10 protein-coding genes are annotated in these 18,849 nt (G+C 58.8%); 8 read left to right on the top strand and 2 right to left on the bottom strand.

Going from position 1 to position 18,849, the window contains the following annotated elements; translation table 11 throughout:
* The first annotated feature begins 63 nt into the window (after nucleotides 1-63).
* Complete coding sequence (locus VEH04_16385; protein HYG24356.1) at nucleotides 64-1,137, top strand: hypothetical protein; 1,074 nt, start codon at nucleotides 64-66, stop codon at nucleotides 1,135-1,137.
* Nucleotides 1,138-1,223: 86 nt separating this feature from the next.
* Here VEH04_16385 and VEH04_16380 read toward each other — a convergent pair whose 3' ends face one another.
* The gene (locus tag VEH04_16380) at nucleotides 1,224-6,164 is read right to left on the bottom strand and encodes a vitamin B12 dependent-methionine synthase activation domain-containing protein (GenBank protein ID HYG24355.1); all 4,941 of its coding nucleotides are present in this window, start codon (nucleotides 6,162-6,164) and stop codon (nucleotides 1,224-1,226) included.
* Nucleotides 6,165-6,248: 84 nt separating this feature from the next.
* Nucleotides 6,249-7,721 carry a hypothetical protein gene (locus tag VEH04_16375; protein HYG24354.1) on the bottom strand — a complete coding sequence of 491 codons (1,473 nt, stop codon included), beginning with the start codon at nucleotides 7,719-7,721 and terminating at the stop codon, nucleotides 6,249-6,251.
* Nucleotides 7,722-7,944: 223 nt separating this feature from the next.
* On the opposite strand from VEH04_16375, the gene secA reads away from it, so the two are divergent.
* The 7 genes from secA to VEH04_16340 all read left to right on the top strand — a co-directional run bounded on the left by secA (nucleotide 7,945) and on the right by VEH04_16340 (nucleotide 18,694).
* Nucleotides 7,945-11,040 carry a preprotein translocase subunit SecA gene (gene secA / locus VEH04_16370; protein ID HYG24353.1) on the top strand — a complete coding sequence of 1,032 codons (3,096 nt, stop codon included), beginning with the start codon at nucleotides 7,945-7,947 and terminating at the stop codon, nucleotides 11,038-11,040.
* Between the two features lie 184 nt (nucleotides 11,041-11,224).
* Nucleotides 11,225-11,548 carry a hypothetical protein gene (locus VEH04_16365; GenBank protein HYG24352.1) on the top strand — a complete coding sequence of 108 codons (324 nt, stop codon included), beginning with the start codon at nucleotides 11,225-11,227 and terminating at the stop codon, nucleotides 11,546-11,548.
* Between the two features lie 79 nt (nucleotides 11,549-11,627).
* Nucleotides 11,628-13,139 (top strand): hypothetical protein, encoded by a 1,512-nt coding sequence (locus tag VEH04_16360; protein HYG24351.1) that lies wholly within the window; start codon nucleotides 11,628-11,630, stop codon nucleotides 13,137-13,139.
* Nucleotides 13,140-13,148: 9 nt separating this feature from the next.
* Complete coding sequence (locus VEH04_16355) at nucleotides 13,149-14,060, top strand: metal ABC transporter substrate-binding protein (protein ID HYG24350.1); 912 nt, start codon at nucleotides 13,149-13,151, stop codon at nucleotides 14,058-14,060.
* On the top strand, nucleotides 14,057-14,893 hold the full coding sequence (locus VEH04_16350; GenBank protein HYG24349.1) for a metal ABC transporter permease: 837 nt from the start codon (nucleotides 14,057-14,059) through the stop codon (nucleotides 14,891-14,893). The genes VEH04_16355 and VEH04_16350 overlap by 4 nt, the downstream gene beginning before the upstream one ends.
* A gap of 47 nt (nucleotides 14,894-14,940) precedes the next feature.
* Entirely contained in the window at nucleotides 14,941-18,063 is a 3,123-nt protein-coding gene (locus VEH04_16345) for a two-component regulator propeller domain-containing protein (protein HYG24348.1), read from the top strand.
* A 4-nt stretch (nucleotides 18,064-18,067) separates the two neighbouring features.
* Nucleotides 18,068-18,694, top strand: coding sequence for a response regulator transcription factor (locus tag VEH04_16340; protein ID HYG24347.1), 627 nt, complete (start codon nucleotides 18,068-18,070; stop codon nucleotides 18,692-18,694).
* The last annotated feature ends 155 nt before the right edge of the window (nucleotides 18,695-18,849 follow it).

Raw genomic sequence — 18,849 nt, 5'->3', positions numbered from 1 at the left:
CGCCGCAAACCTTGATTGTTCGGCCGTGACAACGCACCAGGCATTCGGTCCAATTCATCAATCATGGCTCGTCGATTTCTGATTCCACTGTTTGCAGCAGCGATCGCCGTGTGCATCGGCTATTGGCTGATGCGCCGGGAACCTTTGCCAGTTCCGGTCCCTCAAGGTGCCACCGAATATTCGGCTGCATCCGCTACACCCGAACCACGACCGCCACGCGGCCGGAGCCAGCAGGCGTCGGAATCGATGGACGGGGCCGAAGCTGTCAAACCAGTGGGTTCCCTTGTCGAACAGTGGCTGGCGGGCCGCAATCGCACCGCAGGAAACTTGCTCGCGGCGTTCCGCGTCACCGATGACACAAACTACCTCCACGCTGCGGCAGCCGAATTTCCAAATGACCCGATGGTTCAGTTGGCGATCCTTTCTGGAGATTTCTTCCCCAACGATCGGCGCCTGTGGCTGGATCGATTCAGGGAATCGACTCCGGCGAAATCGCTCGCGAATTACCTTTCGGCCGAGGATTACCTGAAGCAGGGGCGCACCAACGACGCGATTGCCGAGTTCCTAGCGGGTTCGGAAAAGGCGGAGCTCGGTGGTTCCACACTGGAGTCAATGATTGATCTCGAGTCTCTGGCTCGCGCCATGGGGATGAGCGATCTGGATTCGGCGCAGGCGTCGATCTCTGCGATGTCGGGTGAACTCATGCCGCAGTTCCGCAACTTCAAAGTATTGTCACAGGGCATGAAGTCTGTTTCGGAGTCATTGGTCATGGCAGGCGACGTGAGCTCAGCGCAGAATGTCGCGCATCGGGGATTCATCGTCTCGCAACAATTGCGCCACAGCGAGAGCGGCAAGCTTCTCATCACGCAGATGGTGGCGGATTCGTTGGAAGCCAATGCGATTGCGGGCCTGGAGCAAGATCAGGCCTATGACTTTTTGGACGGCCGTTCGCCAGCCGAGCTGGCACGGGCCCTCCGCGATAAGAAGGCTTCCAATCAGGAACTCACGCGGCAGGCGATGACGTTGCTGCCGACACTCTCGGAATCGGAGTTCAAGGCGTATCTTGATCGGCTGAAGGTGTATGGCGAAATGCCGGCAATGCGCTGGCTCGTCGAGCAGAAGCAGTCAGCGAATTGAGGCGCGTTCCCGGCGTCCTGATAAAGCGCGGCGGGAAAATGGATTGTGACAGCCATGCTCCTGCCGCGCGCGGCAGGAGCATGGGCCTAAGCTGTTGCGGGTGTGGGGACAGGTGCGGGAGAATAATTCAGCCAGTGTCCCAGCCAGCGTTCGAGTTCTGCGACGGCCATTCCTTTGCGGCGGGCCGCGTCTTCCACTTGATCCTGCCCGAGTTTGCCAACCGCGAAGTACTTGGATTCCGGATGGGCGAAGTAAAGGCCGCTGACGCTGCTTCCAGGCCACATGGCGAAGCTTTCCGTCAGCTGAATTCCCGTGTGCTGCTCGACATCGAGGAGATCCCAGATCGTCTCCTTCTCGGTGTGATCGGGACACGCTGGGTAACCCGCGGCGGGACGAATACCGCGGTATTTTTCATCGATCATCTCATCCGTTGTCAGCGTCTCCAGCTTTCCATAACCCCATTCCTCGCGCACCCGCTTGTGCAGGTATTCAGCAAACGCCTCGGCCAATCGATCGGCCAAAGCCTCCGCCATGATGGCGTTGTAATCGTCGTGCTTCGCTTTGAAGCCCTCGACGAGTTCCTTCAAGCCATGACCCGAGGTGACGGCGAATGCGCCGATGTGATCGGCTGGTATTTCGGATCCGCGCGGTGCGACAAAGTCAGCCAGGCACCAATTCGGCGTGCCGTCGCCTTTCTCCATCTGTTGCCGCAGGAAATGAAGCGTCGCTCGCAAATGACGTCGTGAACCATTGGTATACACTTCAACGTCGTCGCCAACCGCATTGGCGGGGAACAGACCGTAAACGGCACGCAATCCAAGTTGCTTTTTGGAGACGATTTCCTTCAGCAGTTCCTGCGCGTCATCAAACAATTTGCGCGCCTCTTCGCCGTGCTTCTCATGCTGGAAAATCTTGGGGTAAACGCCGCGCAACTCCCACGTGTGAAAGAAGGGTGTCCAGTCGATGAACGGGACAATCTCCTCAATCGACACCGGAAATGCGCCCGCATGGCCATGTGAGGAGCCACAGTCGCATCGGCCGGCATCGAAGGTTCCTGACGACAATGTGCGAATGCCTGTGAACTCCGGCTTGGGCAGATCGTCATGCTTCAACTTGGGTGCGTTGGCGCGCGCTGCCTCGATGGTCAACAGTTTCACTGCTGGACCCGCGTGGTGGAGCCGCAGCTTTTCGTAATCCTCCTTCAATTGCTTGACGAACGGAGCCTTGCCTTCAGCACTCAAGAGGCTGCTGACAACAGGAACGGCGCGTGACGCATCCAAAACGTGAACGACGGGTTCGCTGTAATGCTGTGCGATCTTGACGGCGGTGTGGGCTTTGCTCGTTGTGGCGCCGCCAATGAGGAGGGGGATTTTGAAACCCGTGCGCTCCATCTCGCGCGCAACGTGGACCATTTCGTCCAGCGAAGGTGTGATGAGACCGCTCAGGCCGATGATGTCGGCATTTTCCCGGCGTGCGACTTCAAAGATCTTTTCGCACGGCACCATGACTCCGAGATCGATGACCTCGTAGTTATTGCAGGCGAGGACGACCCCGACGATGTTTTTGCCAATGTCATGGACGTCGCCCTTGACCGTTGCGAGAACGACTTTTCCGGCTACGTCGTTTTCTTCGGATCGGTCGGATACGGATTTTGAGATTCGCGGAGAGCCTGTTCCGCCTGCTCCTTCCGCTGCCGCTCCAGGCCCGCCTCGCGCAAGGCGTTCAGGGTTGCTTCGACCAACTGGTGGGTGCGTTCCTCCACTGTCGGTCGTTTGGAAGAATCGTTTGCTAACAGCCCGGTAGTCTGGGTCGTCGCTGTTTTCATGGATATAAGATTCGGCTGCTTGCTGGCCTGATTCAAGGAGTTTTTCAACGGATGGATGGAGGTGTTCGCGAAGCCAGTTCATATCGCGAAGAACGGGTTTCGAGAAATCAGAGTTATCAAATACGAGGATCTGAAGCTGCATGCGGCCAGCCTGAAGTTCCCTTGCAACGGCAATGGCTGTGCGCGGCGAATGGAAGTGGCCGCCCGCGGCCCGCTTCAAGGGAACCACACGGCCAGTTTCTTTCGCGGCCCGCCGGATTATGTTTCGAACAGCGTGCGTCCAGGGACACCAAACGAATCGAATCCGAACCGCGTGTCCGCATTGCAGTGCAGCACGGATGTGCTGAAGGCTTCGCGGTTCATCCTGGAGCGTTCCGTCCATCAGGATATCGGCGGAACGTTCAACGTCCGTTTGACGCGTTGCTGTGGTCTTGCCGCTGCCCTGGCCGCCCGCGTTGAACGCGATCAGGCTCTCGGGCGGAAGCTCGCTCAACCGCTTGTGATAAAGCCAATCGATGAACGCTCCCGCAGGCGCGAGCGTCGCGACGCTCCAGCGCTGCCGGCTCTGTGCATCGACCGCGTATTCCGCGCAAAGTTCCTGCGCATTGTTGCGATCGTAAACGTTGCGGAACTCCGCTTCGTACCGGGTGCGTGCGCCTTCAAGGTTTGCGGCGAGTTCCGCGGCGAACTTCTGTTCGATCTCGCGTTCCTCCGCAGAAAGTTCTGGAAACGGCTCGTAAGTGAAACCTTCCACGAGCGTGACAGTTCCGCTCGATGCTTGTTCCTCGGCCAGCAGGCGCAGTTCACGGGCGCGGCGTTTCAGCGCCTTCTCGGCTTCCATGAACGGCGTCAGGTACGCCACTGATTTCTTCATCACGCGCGCCGATTTCACGACCTGCGGCAGGAACATTTTCCCGGCGCCGAACAAGTCACCAACGATTCCCATTCCAGCCATCAGAGGGCCTTCGATCACGAGCAACGGCTTGGAGTATTTCTGCCGCGCTTCCTCGGAATCCTGCTCGATGTAGGCGTCAATTCCCTTCACCAGTGCGTGCGAGAGCCGCTCCTCGACGGTGCCCTTGCGCCATTCCTCCTCCACCTTTTTGTCGGACTCGGTTGTGCCTGCGCTTGCCGCTTTCAGCTTCTCCCCAAAAGTCACGAGGCGCTCGGTGGCGTCGGGGCGGCGGTTCAGCAGCACGTCCTCGACGAGTTCCTTCAGTTCGGGCTCGATCTCTTCATAGACCTCGAGCATGCCTGCGTTCACGATTCCCATGTCCATGCCGGCCTGGATGGCGTGATACAGGAAGGCGCTGTGCATGGCTTCGCGGACGGGATTGTTGCCGCGGAAGCCGAACGAGACGTTCGAAACTCCGCCGCTCACCTTGGCGTGTGGGAGGTTCTGCTTGATCCAGCGCGTCGCCTCGATGAAATCGACCGCGTAATTGTTGTGCTCCTCGATGCCTGTTCCGACGGTGAGGATGTTCGGATCGAAGATGATGTCCTCGGGCGGGAAACCGATTTCATCGACGAGAATCCGATACGCACGTTCGCAAATCCGGATTTTCTCGGCGTAAGTCGCTGCCTGGCCTTTTTCGTCGAAAGCCATCACGACCACTGCGGCGCCATACTTGAGCACCTTGCCGGCGTGTTCGCGAAACTTCGCCTCGCCTTCCTTGAGCGAGATGGAATTGACGATGCCTTTTCCCTGAATGCATTTCAGACCGGCTTCGATGACGTCCCACTTGGAGGAGTCCACCATGAACGGGACCTTGGCGACCTCGGGTTCGCTCGCGAGAAGGTGAAGGAAGCGCGACATGGCGCTCACGCCATCGATCATGCCTTCGTCCATGCAGATATCGATGATGTTGGCGCCGTTCTCGACCTGCTGCCGCGCAATGGCGACGGCCTCCTCGTATTTGTTATCCTTGATCAGCTTGGCGAACCTGGGGGAGCCGGCAACGTTCGTCCGCTCGCCAATCATTATGAAATTGCCAATCTGCTGCGTGAACGGTTGCGAGCCGCTAAGGCGCAGGGGACGGGGAGGTTCCTGTTGCGTCGTTGCGTCGCTCCGCGTTGCGGGGAAGATGGTTCGTGTCGATGCCTTGAGTTCGAAGTCGCGCGGATGCCGCCCCTCGAGCGCCTTCGCGATTGCGGCAATATGTTCCGGCGTGTTGCCGCAACAACCTCCCGCAATGTTGATCAACCCGCTCTGCGCAAATTCGCTGAGGAAATTCCCCATGTCTGCCGGCTTCAGGTCGAAGCCCGTTGCGGAAAGTGGATTGGGCAACCCTGCGTTCGGGTAACAGGAGATCGCCGTGTTGGATTTTTGTGCGAGATCCGCGAGGAATGGGCGCATCAGGTCGGGCCCAAGCGAGCAGTTCAACCCGATGGCAATCGGGTTCACATGCTTCATGGCGTTCCAATACGCTTCAATCGTCTGCGCCGAGATCATCGTCTCGCCACCTCGACCGACTGCCGCCGAAATCATGATCGGCAGGTGCTTGCCGTCGGCCGCGAACACTTCCTGGATCGCCACCAGCGCCGCTTTGGCATTCAGGGAATCGAAGATTGTTTCCACCAGCAGGATGTCTGAACCTCCCGCGATCAGCGCGCGCACCTGGTTGACATACGCAGTTTTGACCTGGTCGAAGGTCACGACCCGAAAGCCGGCATCATCGGCATCGGGTGAATTGGAGAGCGACACCGTCAACGGTCCAATCGCGCCCGCGACAAATCGCGGGCGGCCCGTTGCGTCGGCAATGCGATCGGCCCATTCGCGGCATTGCCTGGCAGACTGCTCATTGATCTCCCATGCCAGGTCATTGAGCCACTTATCGTCAACGATCTTCTGATAGAACTCGGGATTTTTGCGGCCGCCGTGTTCCCGCGGGTCATCGACGAAAAACTCGCTTTGGCCGATGCTTGTGGCGGAGAAGGTGTTGGTCTCAATGATGTCCGCGCCTGCCTCGAGGAAGCGCCGATGAATGTCGCAGATCGTGCCGGGCTGGGTCAGCGAGTACAGGTCGCCGTTGTTCTTCAGGTCCTTCTTTGAATCTTTGAAACGTTCCCCGCGGATTTCGGCTTCGCCCAGCCCGTAGGTGCGGATTGTGGTGCCCATCGCGCCGTCGATGATGACGATGCGTTCCTGCAAGGCTTTCAACAACAACTGCGCGTTCGCACTGAAGTTCTGACTCGGATTCACGCACGGAACTTAGGCGACCCGTGCCGCATCGTGCAAGTTTAAAATCAACGCATCCTGATTTGAAGATACGTTAGCATGAAAATGTTACTGGGGTTGGCCGGCAAGCGTCGGATCATAGCCACTCAGGCGGAACGCGAAAATGAAGTTGGTAATGGGTGCCGTGGCGGGGTGCTGCGCGGCGTGCAATACCAGTGCATTGCGGAAGCGTCCGAGATCCAGATACGCCTGGTATTCGGCTGGCACCTTGAAATGCGAAGCCATCGAGCCCGAACCGCGGGCCATCATCGCGTAACTGTGTGGGGACGCCATCAGCGTTCGATTAAAATTCGCCGCAAGCATGCTTGAGGCTGAGGCGACCGTGGCGGGACTGTAGCTTGCAATCGTTGCGAGGAGCTTTTGCTGTGTCGAAGTAACAAGTTCGATGCGGCCGACCATGACGCGTGTCACCTGCGCAGGCTCCGAGATCTTCAATGGCAAAACGTGATCGGTCCATTCGCGCGGAACGAGGAAGAACAGCCGCATTCCTTCGCTTTTGAAATAGGAAAGCTGCCACGTGTTCAACAGGGAATCCGCTTCGTCGGCGAACAAACCGTCCGCCACGAGCGCCCTGCGCAAGTCGCGGCGCAGGCGTCGAAGATTTCCGGCGCTGTAATCCTTCTCAGGAAAGGACCCCGCCGTCCGCCCCAGGAACCGCGTGGAATGGGGTTGAGCGTCGAAACCGGGGATTACGCGGTACGCAAGATTTCCGTCCGGCCGAATGTCGACCAGCCACAGTTTGGATATGGCCAGGCGATTGCACGAGGGAAGATCAAACTGGCCCCGTATGACGAGCTGCCCGCTGGGGAGATCGCGGGACACCCGAAGCGGCGCGTCCAGATTTCCGATCCCGCGATAAAACAGGAACTTTTCGGCTTCGTTGTTCGTGGCGCGGACCAGCGATGCATCGACCGCACGCGGGGCGGTCCAGACACGGTCTGAGGTGTTGGTGAGACCCCAGTTTCCACCCACCTGCAAACCGTTCCACTGCAGCGAACCAAAAGTCTTCGGCGTGATCGGGCCGAATCGATACAGTCCGAATCGTCTCCGATCACCCTCAATACCTGGAGCGGCAGCCCGCGCATGCGGATAAAACTCCGTTAACCAGCCTCCGCGAAATCCGACCTCAACATCAAGCGTCCGAATCGAACCGCCTTGCGGCAGATGAAAATAGATCACGGGCGTTTCGAGGCGCATTGTGGCGTCGGGGTGGCCGTGCGGGGCACCCTTGTCGAAGCGGTTCCTTATGTCGTTTGGGGATAGCAGCAGCTGGGGATCCAGCTGATGCACGAAATGGGGAACCGGTTCATCGTCAGTGTTGATTCCGCCAACGCTCCTTCCAGATTCATCCTGAAGCGACGTAAACGTGCCCCATTCGTGAAGGACAAGCTTGCTATCCGCGGCTGAAGCCGGCGTTTCCGGGGCGGCCAGTGACAGCAACAAGCTTCCGCCGATAAGGAATGCGATGCGTGTTTTCATGGTCTCGAGGAATTGGACAAGGCAGGTAACGACTTGTGTCATGAGAATGCGATTTTTCGCGAGCTGCACGGCCGGTTGCGTCGACTGCGCCCCGCAGGTCGGGACCGCGATAAAGAATGTCGGAGGTCTGCGTTGGTTGGCGAACGCCTTCGAAGACCCTGGGGGTGGCGCAACTTGAGTTTTCGGCGCTCCCGCTTACCCTCCGTAAAGTCTTTGACGCACTGGCGGCGTTTCCGTAGCGTTAAGCACTTTTTTCTAAGGTCACATGATAGGTTTTATTTTCAAAAAGATCATCGGCTCCAAAAATGAACGGGAGCTGAAGAAGCTGCGTCCGTTGGTGCAGAAAATCAATGCGCTCGAGGCAGAACTTCAGAAGGTGTCCGATGATGCCCTCCGCCAAAAAACCGCGGCCTGGAAGGAAGAGCTTTCCAAGATCGAGGACAACGCTGAACTGGCCCGCCGCCTGGAAGCAATCCTCCCCGAAGCATTTGCGGTGGTGAAGAACGCCTGCCGCCGCCTCTGCGGCCAGGATGTCATCGTGCGCGGGCATCCGCTGCGCTGGGAAATGGTTCCGTTCGACGTGCAATTGATTGGCGGCATGGGATTGCACCTCGGCAAAATCGCGGAAATGGCCACGGGTGAAGGCAAGACGCTCGTCGGCACCTTGCCCGTCTACCTCAACGCGCTGACGGGCCGCGGGGTCCATGTCGTAACCGTGAACGATTATCTTGCCGCCCGTGACTCGGAATGGATGGGCGCGGTTTACACGTTCCTCGGCTTGACCGTCGGGTGCATTCTCCATGACCAACCCCCCGCCGTTCGCCGCCAGCAATACGCCTGCGACATCACCTACGGCACAAACGCGGAATTTGGATTCGATTACCTGCGCGATAACGGCATGGCCACTCGCAAGGATGATCAGGTCCAGCGCGGGCATTATTTTGCGATCGTTGACGAGGTCGACTCGATCCTGATCGATGAAGCGCGAACGCCTTTGATCATCAGCGGACCGGCCGTGGTGACTTACGACGAGCAGTATGCGACGTACCGGCCTGTCGTTGAAACGCTCTTCTCGGCACAGGTCAAGTTGTGCGATCGCCTGCTGACCGAGGCTGAGGCGCTCATCAAGAAGTTGCATCCCGAGGACGGTTCGAACCCGCAGAACCGTGAGGCGCTGGAGCGGGAAATTGGGCGCCTTCTGTTCCGGGTGAAGATGGGCCAGCCGCGGTCGGAAAACCTCCTGAAGATTCTTGAGAATCCCGAGAACCTCCGCCTCATGAACCAGGCTGAGCTGCAGTTGCATTCGGATCAGCGCAAGACAGAGCTCTACGCGGAAAAGGAAGAGCTGCTCTTTGCTATGGACGAGAAGAGCCATGAGGCGGACCTGACCGAGAAAGGCCGCAATTTCCTCAGCCCAAAGGATCCCGACGCGTTCATGCTGCCCGATCTTACCACCGCACTGCACGAAATTGATGTCGGAGCGGAGGCGGATCCCAAGAAACGGCTGGACGCGAAGGCCAAGGTGCAGCAGGAATTCCAGGCCAAGGCACAGCGCATCCATGCCATTTCCCAGTTGCTGAAGGCCTACACGCTTTACCAGAAGGATGTTCAATACGTCGTGCAGGACAACAAGGTCATCATCGTGGACGAGAACACGGGACGCCTGATGACGGGACGCCGCTGGAGCGATGGATTGCATCAGGCCGTTGAGGCCAAGGAGGGCGTGGCCATTGAACGCGAGACTCAGACGCTCGCCACGATCACGATCCAGAATTACTTCCGGTTGTATCTGAAGCTGGCGGGCATGACGGGAACGGCGGAAACGGAAGCGCAGGAATTTTTCGACATCTACAAACTCGGCGTGTTGATCATCCCGACGAACCGTCCTGTCGCGCGCAAGGATTCGAACGATTCCGTTTACAAGACGCGCCGCGAGAAATATCAGGCGGTGCTGAAGGAGATTAAGGATATTCACGGCAAGGGCCGTCCAATCCTGGTCGGCACAATCTCAGTCGAAGTGAGCGAGCACCTTTCGCGCATGTTGAAGAAGGAGGGAATCATTCACTCCGTTCTCAACGCCAAATACCATGAGCAGGAAGCGGAAATCGTCGCTCGCGCGGGCCAGCGGGGCGGGGTGACCATTGCGACGAACATGGCAGGCCGCGGAACCGACATTAAACTGGGCGCAGGAGTCCCGGACATTGGCGGCCTTCACGTCATCGGCACCGAACGGCATGAGTCGCGGCGCATCGACCGCCAGTTGCGCGGACGTTGCGCGCGCCAGGGCGATCCGGGTTCGTCACACTTTTTCATTTCGCTCGAGGACGACCTGATGCGCTTGTTCGGGTCGGACAAGATCGTCAAGTACATGGAAAAGATGGGCCTCGAGGAAGGCCAGGAGCTGGAGCATCCGCTGTTGAATCGCTCGATCCAGCAGGCGCAGAAGCGGGTCGAGGGGCACAACTTCCAGATCCGCAAACGCACGCTCGAATACGACGACGTGATGAACAAGCAGCGCGAAGTCATTTACGGCTTCCGCAACGAGATCATCCGAGCCAACGACGTTCGCGACCGCCTGATGGACATCATGGAGGAAGTGGTCGTGCAGAAGGTCGAATCGTTCACCAAGGGCGAGTTCGACAACAACGAGTGGAACGTTCGCGGGTTGGCGGACTGGGTCAACCTGAACTTTCCGCTCGGGATTCCTGAGGAGGAAATCGTCAAGGCCGCGCAGTCCGGCAATGAGCCTCCTGTTCCCGGTTCGTTGTTTGACGGGCTCACGCATGCGCAGTTCGCGGCGGTGACTTTCATTTCGGACAAGGTGCGCGACCTGTACGACCTGAAGGTTCAAAGCGAGAATCCCGCTGCGCTCAAGGAGATTGAGCGTTACACGATCCTGAGCGCGATTGACCGGCTGTGGCAGGAGCACTTGTATGAAATGGACAGCCTGCGTTACAGCATTGGATTGCGCGCGCATGGGCAGCGGGATCCGCTGATCGAGTACAAGGCGGAAGCATTCCGGATTTTCGATGAGTTGATGGTCAACATCAAAACCGAGGTTTGCCACAACATCTTCCGCAGTGCATCGAGCCTCATGGCTTTCGAGAATTTCCTGCGCAACATCCCGCAGAAAACCAGCCATCAATCCACAAGCGCGTTCGGCGGTCCAGCCACGGGTACTGACACCCAGCAGGCGCCGGGAGCAGCGAAGCCAAACAACGCAAGCGATGTCGTCAGCGAAGCCGTGGATGCCGTGGAGAAAGCCAGGGCCACGCCCGTGAGGACGGGCCCGAAGGTGGGCCGCAACGATCCTTGCCCCTGCGGCAGCGGCAAGAAGTACAAGCAGTGTTGCGGACGCTGACACGTACCCCTCTGCAACGGAGCGCGTGCCTTCAGGCCGCCTGGGCGCGGAACGTTGCGACCGCGTTGAGCAATTGCCGCCGAGTTGGGATTGAGAGCGCTGAAGCGGCGTGAACGCCGCGTGCCGTCTGCGGGTCTGAATTCTGCTTGATCCTGACGTGTTTGAATCCGACATATAGGCCGCAATGACGATCAAGCCGCAACTGCTGTTGGCATGGGTGCGAGATTCTCGACGCCTTTGCGCAGTGTTTTGCCTCGCGCTGTTTGCGGCGGTCCACGTTCTTGCCGCTTGCGAAAGCCTGCATCAGGCAGTCCATATGGACGCTGCCACCCACGGCCATGAATGCGTGGTGACTTTGCTGGCCCAGGGCGGATTTGCCGCTCCCGATACAGCCTTCGTTCTGGATGCCGCACATGGGACAGTGATGGCTCAACTTGAGCCGTCATGCGCGCCCAGCACGGTTTTCGATCCTTCTCTCGCTCCAACGCGCGGACCTCCCGTCGGTTGATTTCCCCACCTGTTATCAGCTCAATGCCACTCAAGGGCGTTGGGTTGTGTTGGAATCAACCTTTTAGACCGGAGATTTTATGAAACGATTTTTGTTTGTGGCGTGCGTCAGCCTGGCCGCGGCTGCCGTTGCGCAGGAGAGTGAAGTGGAGCTTCTCAAGCGGCAGTTGCAGCAGATGCAGGAGAACTTCGAACGCGTGCAGCGTGAACAGCGCGAACAGATTGAAGCCCTTTCGCAACGGCTGAATTCGCTGACGAATCAAGCTTCAGCGAGTGCGGCAAGTGTCGCGGCCTCATCGTTGTCCGAAGCAGAACCAGCATGGAACGCCGCCGATCCCGTCCGCATCGGAAACGGCGGCAAATCATTCGTGGACCTCAGCCTGATCGCCACATTCGCTGCAGGCACCTCGACGGCTGAAGACATCCAGGGTGGAACGCAACTTGGAGGACACGATCCCGCGCAACGCGGTTTCACCGTCCAAGGCGTTGAATTGAATCTGCAAGGCGCGGTCGATCCTTATTTCGGCGGCAATGCCAGCATTCTGTTTTCCATCGATGCAGAAGGCGAGTCGTTCGTGGAGTTGGAGGAGGCGTGGCTGGAAACGGTTTCGCTTCCGGGCAACCTGCAGGTTCGGGCGGGGCAGCTGTTGAGCGAGTTCGGCCGCCACAATACGCAGCATCCGCATTCGTGGGCTTTCGTGGATTCGCCACTCGCAAGCGCTCGATTCCTCGGAGCTGACGGCTTGCGCAACCCCGGCGCGCGGATCTCGTGGCTGGCCCCCACGCCATTCTACTCGGAACTGTCCTTGGGAATCCAAAATAGCCATGGCGAAACCGCAGCGTCATTTCGCAGCAGCGGACACAGCCATGGAGACGATGAACACGAGGCTCTGCCGTTGGGATTCCGCCACCCGGACAACGATCGTGGGGTGAAGGCGATAGACGATTTGCTGTTCACGCCCAGATACGCGCTGTCGTTTGACCTATCCGAAGCCCAGACGCTCCTGTTTGGTTTGTCCGGCGCCTTCGGTCCGAATTCGAGCGGCGCAGGAGGCGACACTCGAACTGCGATCGGCGGCGCTGATGTGTATTGGAAGTGGAAGCCGGCGCGTGCGCAGGCTGGCTTTCCGTTTGTTTCATTCCAGGCGGAAGCGATGGTTCGGCGCTATGAACTGGGTGCGTTTAACTGGGACGAGAATGAAAACGACGCAGCGGACGAAGGCGAGGTCACCAACCCGGGTGGACTGCCAGCAAGCCTAAGGCGCGAATCAGTGACCGATTGGGGCTTTTATTCGCAGGTGTTGTATGGTTTCCGGAAGGGTTGGGTCGGTGGAGTGCGGTGGGATTATGTCACGGGCGAACGCGGCGATTACGAGCAGGCGGGATTGAGCTTCAATGGAGCGCCACTTGGACGGGACCCGATGCGCGACCAGCGATGGCGGCTCTCGCCAAACCTCACGTGGTACCCGACCGAGTTTTCGAAGCTCCGGCTGCAGTATAATTATGACGATCGGCGGAACATCGGCGTGGATCATTCACTCTGGCTGCAATTCGAATTCCTGTTGGGTGCGCATGGTGCGCATCCATTCTAAAACGTGCCCATGAAAACATTGATTACCCTTTGGTGCGTCGTTCTTCCCTTCGTCATACAGGCGAAGTTGAACGTGGTTGCAACGACGCCCGACCTCGCATCGATCGCACGGGAAATTGGCGGCGATAAAATTGAGCTCACCACCATGGCGCGGCCGACGGAGGATCCCCACTTCGTCGATGCAAAACCGAGCTTCATCGTGAAGCTGAACAAGGCTGACGCGTTGATCCATGGCGGCGCTGAGCTGGAGTCAGGCTGGCTGCCCAGGCTGCTGCAGCAGGCGCGGAATGCGAAGATTGTATCGGCGGCGAAGGGCGATGTGCGCTGTTGCGAAGGCGTGCAGATGCTGGAGATCCCGGCGCAATTGGATCGATCGGGTGGTGACATCCATGCTGCGGGCAACCCGCACTATCTCGTTGATCCCGAGAACGCCCGCATCGTGGCGCATCATCTGGCAGACGCGTTCGGAACGATGGACGCGGCGAACCGCGCGTTCTATGAGGAGCAGGCGAAGAGATTTGTGAGCGATGTGGAGGCGAAACTCACTGCCTGGAAAACGAAGCTGCTTCCGTTCAAAGGACAGCATCTGGTGGCCTACCATAATTCCTGGCTCTACTTCGCGCGCCGTTTCGATTTGAAGACCGAAATCTTTCTTGAGCCGAAGCCCGGCATCCCGCCTTCGCCGGCACATCTTGCAAAGGTGATGACGCAGATGAAGGCGGAGCGCGCTCGCGTGATCCTTGTCGATCCCTATCTGAATCGAAAAACCGCCGACACAGTCGCGCGCGGAACAGGCGCCACCGTGGTGAACGTCACGCAATACCCGGGAGGGGTGAAAGGAACCGAGGGCGGCTATATCGCCATGATGGATTATCTCGTGAACGCCGTGGCGGACGCGCTGAACGGAGCAGCAAAGCCATGACAGAAATCCTATCGGTCATGAAGTGGCCGATGATTGCGTGTCTCGTGCTGCCAGGGATCCTGGTCTACTACGGGCTGCACATCATCCGGCGCGAAGTGATCTTCGTGGACCTTGCACTGGCCCAGGTGGCGACGCTGGGCACATGTTTGTGTTTGTACCTTGGGCATGAAGCGGACGATCCACACAACTACATCTGGTCCGTTGGCTTCACGCTTGCGGGCGCGCTGTTGTTCACGTTCACCCGTGCGAGCAAGCAGGCGCGCGTGCCGCAGGAGGCTTTGATTGGAATCATCTACGTGGTTGCCGCGGCCGCGGGGATCCTGTTGCTGAGCAAAAGCCCGCACGGCAAGGAGGAACTGCAGCGCACGCTTGTGGGCGATCTCCTGACGGTGACGCCCGGACAAATCGGGAAAACTGCCGTGTTGTATGCAGCCATCGCGGCGGTGCACTTCATCTTTCGCCGAAAGTTCATAGCGCTATCGTTCACTCATGACCGCGTGGATAAAGGGCTGTCCTTTCGCCTTTGGGATTTTCTGTTTTATGCGCTGTTTGGATTGATTGTCACCAGCTTCGTGCAGATCGGCGGAGTGCTGCTGGTCTTCTCGTACCTGATCGTTCCCGCTGCGTGCGGAACGTATCTCGCAAACTCGCTTGCAGCGCGGCTGCTTGTCGGGTGGGGCGTGGCGACTCTCGCGAGCATGGCTGGCTTGTACGCGTCGTTTCGACTGGATCTGCCGACAGGCGCGGCCGTCGTGTGTGTGCTGGGATTCGCGTTGCTTGTGGCGATTGTATTCCGACCGCGGCGGAGCGCCGGCTTGCAGTCGTTGGCTTAGCGCTTCCAAGTGTGCTTGCGGCGCTGCGTTGCACCCGTGGCTCTCTTATGCGGAACCCACACAACTGTCACTGTGGACGCGATCAGTTCTTCGATGATCGAAAGCCGGCTGCAAGTCGGCGCTCCGGGTCGCAGACCCGGCTGGAGTTCGGCTTTACTGCATACCGCTTCTTCCTGACAATCGGCCGCATGCCGCTGCGACGATCGCTTGTTGTAATTTGGATGCTCCTGGCGATCCTGTTTTCCGGCCGCACTCCCGCTGCGGTAACCACGGTTCTTCCGGGATCCCCATTCGTCGTCGATGCCTGGGGGATTGGGGATGGGCTCCCGCAAAGTTCTGTCTTCGCAGTGACCGTGACGCACGACGGCTATCTTTGGCTGGGGACGCTTGGGTTGGTCCGCTTTGATGGCTTGAAGTTCACGCTGTTCGATGAATCGAACACCCCTGGTCTGAACAACAGCCGCGTATTAAATGTTTTCGAAGACACACGGCGACGGCTCTGGGCGGTGATGGAGAACGGCAGCGTTGCAGTCATCGAAACGAACGGCGCTGTGCAGAACTTTTCCCTGGGCCAGGAAAGCGGCGGGCAATGCAGGATTGTCGAAGATTCGAAAGGCGTCGTTTGGATTCTGACAGCGCAGTTGCTGGTGCGGCACGAGAACGGAGGCTTGAACGGGTTCTTCGGATCCTGGAAATCCATAGTTGCGGAGGCGTCGGGCGACATCTGGCTGGGCACGGATGCAAAACTCGTGCGGCTGCAGGACGAACGCGAAATTCCTCTCAGCGGCCGCCTGGATCTGCTGCTGGCGAGCCGCAAGGGAGGGTATTGGCGCCTGGCCGACGGCCGCATCCAGAAGTGGAACGGCGACCAGCGTGAACGCGACTTCGGCCGTTATCCGTGGGGCGACACCCCCGTGCTCACAGCTTGCGAAGACGCGGACGGCAACTTGATCGTGGGGACGTATGGCGATGGGGTGTACTGGCTTCAGCCAAGCCGCCAGTTCGTCCACATTCGCGACGAGTTGCAGCATGCCTCCGTGCTTTCGGTGACCATTGATCGCGAAGGCAATCTTTGGATTGGTACCAACGGCGGCGGGTTGCACCGCGTCAAGCGCAGGACGTTCGGCATCCTTGCAGATTCGGAAGGGCGCGTGGTTCAAAGTGTTGCCGAAGATGCAGCGGGCGGGATCTGGGTCGGCTACAATGGAGAGAGCCGGGTCGATTATTTTCGCGACGGAACGAATCGTTCCCTGAGGATTATCCAGGAACCGCGAATCGCGCAGAACTGCGACGTCAAATCGGTCTTCGTGGATGCGGGCCAGCGCCTGCTGGCGGGACTGCGCTACAACGGCGATCCGCGGGAGTTGCCGCTGCGATTGTTCGAGCGGGCAGGGGAGGGGTTTATTCCGCTCGGGCATAATGAGCTCGCAACCGAAAATGTCTCCGTGCTGTTCCAGGATTCCAAGGGCGTGATGTGGGTGGGCCTGCAGAATGGACTCGTGAGGGTGCAGGAATCCAGCGTTCGCAAATTCACCCAGCAGGATGGCCTCGCGGGCGATGAAGTGCGTGCCATCCGCGAGGATCATGAGGGACATTTGTGGATCGCAACCCGCAATGGTCTCAGCATGTTCGAGACGAATCGTTTCACCACGTTTCGAAAAGCTGATGGCTTGCCCAGTGATGATCTTTCGTGCCTCTACGTCGACTCAACGGGCGAACTCTGGGTCGGGACGCGCGGCAGTGGAGTGGCACGGTTGCATCGCGGTAAATGGATCTATCACACAATTGCTTCGGGCCTGAGCGGCAACAGCATCGGGTATGTCATCGAGGACGCGGAAAAGAATCTCTGGATTGGTTCCAACGCGGGCCTCATGCGGGTGACACGCGAAAGCCTTGATGCGTTTGCGGAAGGTCGCGCTGCTCGCGTGTTGTGCCGAACCTACATTGAAGCCGACGGCCTGCCTTCGCGCGAATGCACGCAAGGATCGCAACCCTCCGCTGCGCGAACCGCTGACGGGACGCTTTGGTTTCCAACAACACGCGGCCTGGTTTCGGTGCAGCCGGACCGATTGCGGCAGAATCCCTTTCACCCGCCTGTCATTATTGAATCGATTCTCGTTGCGGGCATCGAGCAGATCACGAATCGCCTGCGCGCGATCGCACCCAAGGTGCTCGTGATACCGCCCGGGCGCGAGAGCCTCGAGTTTCACTTCACCAGCCTGAACCTTGGCGCTGCGGAACAGTCGCGTTTCAGGTATCGGCTGGAGGGCCATGAAGACGATTGGATCGATGCCGACACCACGCGCAGCGTGCGTTACACGCGCCTTGCGCCGCGGGAGTATCGATTCCTTGTCACTGCGGCGAACGAAGATGGAGTTTGGAATCCCAATCCCGCCATTCAGCTGGTTCGCGTGGAACCGCCTTTCTGGCGGACGGCATGGTTCCTCGCCCTTGTCACGGTGGTGACGCTCGGACTGATTGTGGGAACGGTCCATTATCTTTCGACCCAGCGATTGCAGCGCGAACTGGCGGAGTTGAAACGCCAGGAGGAATTGGAGAAGGAACGCGCTCGGATTGCACGAGACCTGCACGATCAGCTGGGCGCGAACCTCACACAGGTCGCGCTGCTCGGTGAACTGGCCGAGGCGGACAAGGAACTTCCAGAAGAGGTGGAAGGCCACGCGAGGCAGATCACTGACACCGCACGAGAAACCACAAAGGCGTTGGATGAAATCGTGTGGGCGGTGAATCCATCGAACGACACGTTGGATGGCCTCGTGAATTATCTCTGCAAGTATGCGCAGGAATATTTTGAGCTCGCTGGATTGCGTTATCGCATCGAGGTTCCAGCTGAATTGCCGAAGCTGACGCTCGAGCCCGAAGTGCGCCACAACGTGTTCCTCGCCGCGAAGGAGGCGGTGAATAATGTCATCAAGCACGCGGCTGCATCCGCCGCCTGGTTGCGTCTGCACCTGGAACCCGGCCGTTTCACGCTTGAGATTGAGGACGACGGCAAGGGCCCCGCGGGCATGAACCAGAAAACGGGAAGAAACGGCTTGCGCAACATGCGAAAGCGGCTGGAGGATATTGGCGGCAGTTTTTCGATCGACCCCGCGGCAACAAAGGGCACACGGGTGCGGCTGAGCGCTCCAATCAAGAAAGCACGATAACCACATGCCAATCACAGTTTCCATTGTCGAGGACAGCGATCGTTTCCGCACGACGCTCGCGCGCGTGCTCGACCGTGCGGAGGGGTTCAAGTGCGTCAGCCATTATCCCAATGCAGAGGACGCGCTCAAGGGCCTGTCGCAGGTCAAGCCCGAGGTGGTCTTGATGGATATCAACCTTCCCGGCATGAACGGCGTTGAGTGCGTGCGCCAGTTGAAGCAGCTGCTCCCGACCGTGCAGGTGATGATGCTGACGGTTTACGAGGACACTGAAAACATATTCAACGCGCTGGCCGCGGGCGCGACGGGTTACATGCTGAAGCGCACACCGCAGGCGCAGTTGCTCGACGCCATCCGCGAGGTGCATCGCGGCGGCTCGCCGATGACAACGCACATTGCGCGCAAGGTGGTGTTGTCGTTTCAGCAGAGCGCGGCATCCGCGTCAGCGACCGAGAATCTTTCGCCCCGCGAGCAGGAGGTGCTGGACTGTTTGGCGCAGGGTTTTCTGTACAAGGAGATCGCGGAGAAGCTGGGCATCAGTTACGAGACGGTTCACACCTACATCCGGCGCATTTACGAAAAGCTCCAGGTGCGCACGCGCACGGAGGCGGTCGCGAAGTTTTTGCGGCGCTGAAAAGGGGACACACATCGGGCTTATATATTTAGCAAACGCTTGGACCGCGGATGTCCGAGGGTGCTGCATAGGCTCGGTGGCATGGAAACCTCAAAGAATAAGGCTGAAGCCTGCGTACTGGCGGATTCATTTCAGGCGCTCGGCGATGAAACCAA

The organism is Verrucomicrobiia bacterium (genome assembly GCA_035629175.1).
In the GTDB taxonomy this organism is placed as follows: Bacteria; Verrucomicrobiota; Verrucomicrobiia; order Limisphaerales; family DASXHY01; genus DASXHY01.
Note: the sequence above shows the minus strand (reverse complement) of the source record. Positions and strands in the feature narration are given on the sequence as shown.